Annotated in this window: 8 protein-coding genes; 4 read left to right on the top strand and 4 right to left on the bottom strand. The window is 68.2% G+C overall.

All coding sequences use genetic code 11. From position 1 onward, the window contains the following. Nucleotides 1–250 precede the first annotated feature (250 nt). The 3 genes from BM060_RS31110 to BM060_RS31120 form a co-directional block, all read right to left on the bottom strand. Nucleotides 251–1,168, bottom strand: a complete 918-nt coding sequence (locus BM060_RS31110; RefSeq protein WP_074986292.1) for an AEC family transporter — start codon at nt 1,166–1,168, stop codon at nt 251–253. Between the two features lie 83 nt (nt 1,169–1,251). Beyond that, the gene (gene cysC, locus BM060_RS31115) at nt 1,252–1,863 is read right to left on the bottom strand and encodes an adenylyl-sulfate kinase (protein ID WP_074986294.1); all 612 of its coding nucleotides are present in this window, start codon (nt 1,861–1,863) and stop codon (nt 1,252–1,254) included. Continuing rightward, nucleotides 1,856–2,560 (bottom strand): sulfotransferase family 2 domain-containing protein, encoded by a 705-nt coding sequence (locus tag BM060_RS31120; protein ID WP_074986296.1) that lies wholly within the window; start codon nt 2,558–2,560, stop codon nt 1,856–1,858. The genes cysC and BM060_RS31120 overlap by 8 nt, the downstream gene beginning before the upstream one ends. 557 nt (nt 2,561–3,117) lie before the next feature. Here BM060_RS31120 and BM060_RS31125 point away from each other — a divergent pair. The 3 genes from BM060_RS31125 to BM060_RS31135 all read left to right on the top strand — a co-directional run bounded on the left by BM060_RS31125 (nt 3,118) and on the right by BM060_RS31135 (nt 5,821). Then, nucleotides 3,118–4,101: an ABC transporter substrate-binding protein gene (locus BM060_RS31125; RefSeq protein ID WP_074986298.1), complete on the top strand. Its 984-nt coding sequence runs from the start codon at nt 3,118–3,120 to the stop codon at nt 4,099–4,101. A 92-nt stretch (nt 4,102–4,193) separates the two neighbouring features. Then, the gene (locus tag BM060_RS31130) at nt 4,194–5,000 is read left to right on the top strand and encodes an ABC transporter permease (protein WP_061563149.1); all 807 of its coding nucleotides are present in this window, start codon (nt 4,194–4,196) and stop codon (nt 4,998–5,000) included. Continuing rightward, a complete protein-coding gene (locus BM060_RS31135; RefSeq protein ID WP_043270214.1) occupies nt 4,988–5,821 on the top strand; it encodes an ABC transporter ATP-binding protein in 834 nt (277 codons plus the stop codon). Before BM060_RS31130 ends, BM060_RS31135 begins: the two co-directional genes overlap by 13 nt. A 45-nt stretch (nt 5,822–5,866) precedes the next feature. Here the strand turns inward: BM060_RS31135 and BM060_RS31140 are convergent, their stop codons facing one another. Further along, the gene (locus BM060_RS31140; protein WP_074986302.1) at nt 5,867–6,337 is read right to left on the bottom strand and encodes a nuclear transport factor 2 family protein; all 471 of its coding nucleotides are present in this window, start codon (nt 6,335–6,337) and stop codon (nt 5,867–5,869) included. 298 nt (nt 6,338–6,635) lie between these two features. On the opposite strand from BM060_RS31140, the gene BM060_RS31145 reads away from it, so the two are divergent. Beyond that, a partial coding sequence (locus tag BM060_RS31145; RefSeq protein ID WP_143096617.1) for a transposase occupies nt 6,636–6,908 on the top strand: 273 nt, incomplete at its 3' end.

Below are 6,908 nucleotides of genomic sequence, written 5' to 3' on the forward strand. Positions count from 1 at the left end.
GCTGCGCGCCCCGCCCTGAAGGGAGAGGGGACCGTTCGGAGTGCTTGGGTGTTCTGGAGTCAGCCGGCAACACCGACGGTTTCCGGCTGAAACCATTCCTCCTCTCGGCACGGACTAGCCCCCTCTCCCTTCAGGGCGGGGCGCGCAGCCGAGGGCTGGGGAGAGGGTCGCGGAGTCAATCCAACACACCAGAGCCACCGGGAAACTCCGTTCGCGAGCAAGCTCGCTCCTACGAAAAGCCCCCACATCCTCACCCCGCCAGCGCCTGCACCACCCCCATCACCAGCAACAGGCTCCCCCCCGCCAACAACGTCTGCAGCGTGATGATCCCCGCCATCAGGTGACTGTCCCCACCCAGCTGCCGCGTCAGCACATAGGCCGTAGGCGCCGTCGGCAAGGCGAAGAACAGCACGAACACCGCCGACTCCAGCGGCGCCAGGCCCAGCAGCTGGGCGCAGGCGAAGGCCAGCGCGGGCATCGCCAGCAGGCGCGTGGCGCAGCTGCCCAGCAGCACCGGCAGTTCCGCGCGCAGTTCCTTCGGTTGCAGCGCGGCGCCCACGCAAAGCAGGCCCAGCGGCAGGCTGGCCACCGCCAGCAGGTCGAACAGCCGGGCGCTGCCGCCGCCCAGTTCCAGGCCGGCCAGGTTGACCAGGGCGCCGGCGGCGCAGGCGAGGATCAGCGGGTTCTTCAGGATCGGCAGCAGCAGCGCGCGGGCGCTGATGCCGCGTTCGGCGGTCAGCGCCCAGACCGACATCAGGTTCACCGTCGGCACCATCAGCGCCAGCATCAGCGCCGCCAGGGTCAGGCCTTCCTTGCCGTACAGGCTGCCCACCGCGGCCAGGCCCAGGTAGGTGTTGAAGCGCAGCACGCCCTGGGCGATGGCGCCGAAGCGCGCCGCGCTCCAGGCGCGCAGGCGCCGGCTGGCCAGCAGCGCCAGCCAGGCGCCGCCCAGGCCCAGGGCCACCGCCAGGGCCAGGCGGCCCAGCCCCGGATCGCGCAGCGGCGCCTTGGCCAGGCTGGCGAACAGCAGCGCGGGGAACAGGATGAAGTAGTTCAGGCGTTCGGCCGCCGGCCAGAAGGCCTCGCCGGGGAAGCCGCGGCGGCGCAGCAGGTAGCCGCCGACGATGAGCGCGAAGAGCGGCCAGAGGGCCTCGAAGAGAACGGACACGGATACCCCGCGGCGGTGGTTGGGCGCCCATCTTGCCCAGCCGCGCGCGGGGACGGCAAGCCGGGCTCGGAGCCGCGAGGCGTTCAGGCCTTGCCGGGGCGGCAGCGCTGCAGGACCAGCCCGAGCAACCTACGGCAGGCCTCGTCGGTGGAGGTGTCGGTGGCGTCCACTTCGAAGTCGGCGTCCAGCGGCGGCTCGTAGGGGCTGTCGATGCCGGTGAAGTTGCGCAGGCGGCCTTCCCGGGCGGCCTTGTACAGGCCCTTGGGGTCGCGCTCGGCGCAGGTCTGCAGCGGCGTGCTGAGGTAGACGCCGAGGAACTCGTCGGCCGGGAACAGCGCGCGGGCGGCGTCGCGCTCGGCGCGGAACGGCGAGATGGCGGCGACTATCACCACCAGCCCGGCCTCGGTCATCAGCCGCGCGGCCTGGGCCAGGCGGCGGATGTTCTCGCGGCGGCCCTCGGGGCTCATGTCCAGGTCGCTGCACAGGCCGCCGCGGACCTGGTCGCCATCGAGCAGGAAGCTGTGCACGCGCTCGCGGTGCAGGGCCAGCTCCAGGGCGTTGGCCAGGCTCGACTTGCCCGAGCCGGACAGGCCGGTCAGCCAGATGCAGCAGGGGCGCTGGCCCTTGAGGGCGGCGCGGGCCTCGCGGCGCACGCTGCCGGTGACGGGGAACAGGGGTACTTTGAGGTCACTCATAGCCAAGCAGTTGGTAGTCGCGTTGATAGGCGCGGCGCACCAGGCGCCGCGTGCGAGTGCTGCAGAAGTCCCGGGCCGGGCCGGCCTGGCGTTGCCGCGAGGCGTTCAGGTGGGGCAGCTGGCCGCTGATGCCCAGGTGCTCACACAGCGTCTGGAAGTCCGCTTCCAGGTTCTCCTGGCGGCCGATGAAGTCCAGCCCCAGGTGGCCGAGGGAATCGCAGAGGAAGGCCACCTGCGGCACGAAATGCAGCTGGCGGTGGAGGTTGTCCGGGTGCAGCCAGCGGTCGACGAAGTCGTCGAAGTCGCGGAACTGGCAGACCAGCTGGTGCGCCGCCCGGTCGCGCTGCGGCAGCTGGTTGCCGCGCAGATAGGCGTAGGCCGAGTAGGCGCGCTCCAGCGGGTCGCGGACGAAGCTGAACTTGAAGCTTTCGGCATATTCGCCGGGGAACTGCTGCTCGTACCAGTACAGCGGCAGATGGCCGGGGCGCCCGCCGTCGAACAGCGCCGCGCAGAGGCTGCTGCCGGCGCACTTGGGCACGTGCACGAACAGGCAGCGGCGCTCGCGGAAATAGGCGGGGAAATGGGCGTTGCCGGACATCGCCTTGTTGACGATCTGTCGTTCCTGCACCGGCAGGCGGCTGAGCAGGAAGTTGCGCTGGACCTTGGGCAGCAGCTTCCAGAAGTAGCGTTGCAGCATGGGGACTCTCGAACGCCGGAGGGTCGCTCCGGTAGTTTTCCTTGGATGGCGGGAGGGCCCCGGCCTTAAGGAAACCTTAACAGGCCCGTGTCCGGTGATTATTCCTTCTTGGTCAAGAATGTAAGGTTTCCGATACATGGCTGTCCGGCCCGGGGCGCGGGCCTTGTGGCTTGCAGGCTGGCCTGGGGCTATTTCCGACGGCCGGGGAGTCTATTCCCGGCCCGGCGCGGCGCCCACGGCGAAAAGGATGCACAAAGCGTAGGAAAGCCCTGAGGAAGTGGCTGGCAGCCCGCCGCCGGTCGGGGCGCCACGAACGCGGCAAGCCCGGGCCCCGGCGGCGAAAGGCAGCTTTTTCTTATGTCGCAACGACATATTTAATAATTTTCCGAGCCTCCCGCTTCCGCCACCATCCGCCCTGTCACGTGCCGCCCGCCTTTCGGGCCCAGGGGCCACAGAGCCCATCGCCGCGCACGTTCCGCTTCGCTATGAAATCTCCGGCCATCTGGCCACTGCCGCAGTTATCCAATAACAAGCCCAACAGGCTGTGGGAGTGCTTCATGAACAAGTCCTTGCTTGCGCGTTTCACCCGTCCCCTCGCCCTCGCCGGGCTGCTCGCCGGCGCCGCCGGAGCGGCCCAGGCCGGCACCCTGTCCATCGGTCATACCACCTGGGTCGGCTACGGCACCCTGTACCTGGCCCGCGACCTGGGCTACTTCAAGGAGCAGGGCCTGGACCTGCAGCTCACCCCCATCGAGGAAGCGGCGATGTACATGGCCGCCCAGGCCTCCGGCAAGCTCTCCGGCTCCGCCTCGACCATCGACGAAATCCTCAAGTACCGCCCGCAGTTCTGCTTCAAGGCCGTGGCCGCGCTGGACGACAGCCATGGCGGCGACGGCGTGCTGGTGGGCAAGGACGTCACCAGCCTGGCCCAGCTCAAGGGCCAGGAAGTGGCGGTCAACGAAGGCTCGGTGTCGCAGTTCTGGCTGGCGTACCTGCTGAAGAACGCCGGCATGAGCATGAACGACATCAAGGTGCAGAACATGACCGCCGACGATGCCGCCACCGCCTTCATCGCCGGGCGCATCCCCGCCGCGGTGACCTGGGAGCCGCACCTGTCGATGGTGCGCCAGAAGCAGCAGGGCAAGGTGCTGGTGGACAGCACCAGCACCCCCGGGGTGATCGTCGACGTGGTGGCGCTGAACTGCGACGTCATCGACAAGCAACCCGACGACGTCAAGGCCCTGGTCAAGGGCCTGTACAAGGCCGTGCAGTACACCAAGGAGCACCCGCAGGAGGCCTACGCCATCATGGCCAAGGGCGTCGGCGGCTACCTGTCCGACCCCAAGGACCTGGCCGAGGCGGCCAAGGGCGTGCGCTTCTATGACGAGGCCATGAGCGAGAAGCTCCTCGGCGCCCCCGGCAAGGCCGGCGACATCAAGGACATCATCGGCCTGGCCAACGAGACCTGGACGCAGCTGCAGGGCAAGACCTTCCAGGTCAGCTACGACGACCTGGTGGACACCCGCTTCGTCGCCCAGTGAACCCGGCGGGCCGCGCGCCCGCCCCTCCCCATCCCTCGTTCCACAGCATCCTGGCGGAAGGCTTGCGGCCGTCCGCATGGAGGTAATCCGCGATGTCACGTCCGAATAAATCCTGGCTCAGCCGCTGCCTGACGCCCAAGGTCGAGCTGCCGGTGCGCCTGGTGTGGTCCGCCAGCGCCCTGTGCTGGCTGCTGGTGTTCGGCCTCTGGGCCCTGCTCTCCTACGGCGGCGTGGTGCCGGCGATGTTCCTGCCCAGCCCCGGCGCGGTACTGGACGCCGCCGTGCGCCTGGGCCGCGACGGCACCCTGGGCACCCACGTGCTGGCCAGCGTCGAGGTGGTGATGATCGGCTTCCTGGTCTCGTCCCTGGTGGCCGTGCCCCTGGGCCTGCTGATGGGCAGCTTCCGCATCGTCCAGGCCTTCCTCGAACCGCTGGTGAACTTCATCCGCTACCTGCCGGTGACCTCTTTCGTGCCGCTGTTCATCCTGTGGATCGGCATCGGCATCGAGCAGCGCGTCACGGTGATCATCTTCGGCGTGTTCTTCCAGCAGCTGGTGATGATCGCCGACGTCTCCCGCGGCGTCGCCAAGGACCTGGTCAACGCCTCCTATACCCTGGGCTGCACCCGCCGCGACGTGGTGCTGCACGTGCTCGGCCCGGCCTCGCTGCCCGGCGTGCTGGACACCCTGCGGGTGACCATGGGCTGGGCCTGGACCTACCTGGTGGTGGCCGAGTTGGTCGCCGCCTCCAGCGGCCTGGGCTACATCAGCCTCAAGGCCATGCGCGGCTTCCAGGTGGACGTGATCTTCCTGGCCATCGCCATCATCGGCCTGCTCGGGCTGATCACCGACCAACTCTTCCGCATCCTCCGACTGAAGGTGGCCTCATGGGCGCAGTAGCAGCCATGCAACGCAACGACGCGGCACCGGCCGCACAAGGGGCGCAGCCGGCGCGGCTGCGCGTGGACCAGGTCAGCCTGCGCTACCGCACCCCCGAGGGCGGCACCTTCGCCGCGCTGGAGAAGGTCTCCTTCGAGGTGCCGGACCAGCAGTTCGCGGTGATCGTCGGCCCCTCCGGCTGCGGCAAGTCGAGCCTGCTGTACCTCACCGCCGGGCTGTCCGAGCCCACCGAGGGTGACATCTACGTCGGCGGCCAGCGCGTCGACGGCCCCGGCGCCGACCGCGGCATGGTGTTCCAGAGCTACACCCTGTTCCCCTGGCTGACCGTGCGCGAGAACGTCGAGTTCGGCTTGAAGCGCCGCGGCCTGCCGGCCGCCGAGCGCAAGGAGATCGTCGACTACTACCTCAACGAGGTGGGCCTGGCCAACTTCGCCGGCAACTACCCCAAGCAGCTCTCCGGCGGCATGATGCAGCGCGTGGCCATCGCCCGCGCGCTGGCCAACGACCCGCAGATCCTGCTGATGGACGAGCCCTTCGGCGCCCTCGACAGCCAGACGCGCATGCAGATGCAGAAGCTGCTGCTGCGCGTGTGGGACCACAGCAAGAAGACCGTGGTGTTCGTCACCCACGACATCGACGAAGCCATCCTGCTGGGCGACCGCGTCTACGTCATGGGCGCGCGCCCGGGGCGCATCAAGCGCATCCTCGACGTGCCCATCGAGCGCCCGCGCTCGCTGGACATGGTGATGGACCGCCAGTTCATCGAGATGAAGCGCGAAATCCTCGGGCTGCTCCACGACGACCTGGAAGAAGCGCACTGAGGCCCACCGCGGGGGCGGGGCGCCCGCCTCGCTCCCGCGGCCGGCTCAGAGACCGAGATCGCTCAGCGACGGGTGATCGTCCGGGCGCCGGCCCAGCGGCCAGCGGAACAGCCGCTCGTCCTCGCTGATGGGCAGGTCGTTGATGCTGGCGTGGCGTTCGACCATAAGGCCGTTCGCGTCGAAGGCCCAGTTCTCGTTGCCGTAGGAGCGGAACCAGTTGCCCGAGTCGTCGTGCCACTCGTAGGCGAAGCGCACGGCGATGCGCTCGCCGGTGAAGGCCCAGAGTTCCTTGATCAGCCGGTAGTCCAGCTCGCGGCGCCACTTGCCGGTGAGAAATTCGACGATCTGCACGCGGCCGCGGATGAAAGTGGAGCGGTTGCGCCAGGTGCTGTCCGGGCTGTAGGCCAGGGACACGCGCTGTGGGTCGCGGCTGTTCCAGCCATCCTCGGCGGCGCGCACCTTCTGGATGGCGGTCTCGCGGGTGAAGGGCGGCAGGGGTGGGCGGGCTTCGCTCATGATGGGGGCTCCTGGGGTGGGGGTTCTGGTCATGGTGCGCCTGGGGTGGCTGTGGAGGAATGACACTGGTCCCACGGATGTTGCCAAGGTGCCGAACGGCTTTTCGTTTTCGTAGGAGCGAGCTCGCGAACGGTGCCCACCTGTGGCTTCGGTGCTCGTCCTGAAGAGCGCCCTCTCCCTAACCCTCTCCCTGAAGGGAGAGGGGACCGTTTGGAGTGCGTGGGTATTCCTGATGTGGTGGTTCAATTTCCTCGGACACCTCGATAGGTGGAAAATCCACTGAATAGAGGAGTCATTCATGAGCCGTAAACGCAGAACATTCGATGCCAGCTTCAAGCTGCAAGTCGTCCAGATGATCAAAGACCAGGGCCTGAGCATTACGCAGGTCTGCCGAGACATGGACCTGGGAGAGACGGCAGTTCGCCGCTGGGTTCAGCAATACGAAGCCGAGCTGTCGGGGCAGGCGGGAGTGGGTAAGCCGCTGACACCCGAGCAGCAGCGGATTCGTCAGTTGGAAGCCGAGAATCGCCAGTTGAAGCAGGACAACGACCTGCTAAAAAAGGCCTCGGCC

It is taken from the genome of Pseudomonas citronellolis (assembly GCF_900112375.1).
In the GTDB taxonomy this organism is placed as follows: domain Bacteria; phylum Pseudomonadota; class Gammaproteobacteria; order Pseudomonadales; family Pseudomonadaceae; genus Pseudomonas; species Pseudomonas citronellolis.

What these genes read in the sequence shown, in the direction of transcription:
- BM060_RS31120 (WP_074986296.1), bottom strand. Translation starts at nt 2,560, where the DNA reads ATGCTGCAACGCTACTTCTGGAAGCTGCTGCCCAAGGTCCAGCGCAAC.
- BM060_RS31130 (WP_061563149.1), top strand. Translation starts at nt 4,194, where the DNA reads ATGTCACGTCCGAATAAATCCTGGCTCAGCCGCTGCCTGACGCCCAAG.
- cysC (WP_074986294.1), bottom strand. Translation starts at nt 1,863, where the DNA reads ATGAGTGACCTCAAAGTACCCCTGTTCCCCGTCACCGGCAGCGTGCGC.
- BM060_RS31135 (WP_043270214.1), top strand. Translation starts at nt 4,988, where the DNA reads ATGGGCGCAGTAGCAGCCATGCAACGCAACGACGCGGCACCGGCCGCA.
- BM060_RS31125 (WP_074986298.1), top strand. Translation starts at nt 3,118, where the DNA reads ATGAACAAGTCCTTGCTTGCGCGTTTCACCCGTCCCCTCGCCCTCGCC.
- BM060_RS31140 (WP_074986302.1), bottom strand. Translation starts at nt 6,337, where the DNA reads ATGAGCGAAGCCCGCCCACCCCTGCCGCCCTTCACCCGCGAGACCGCC.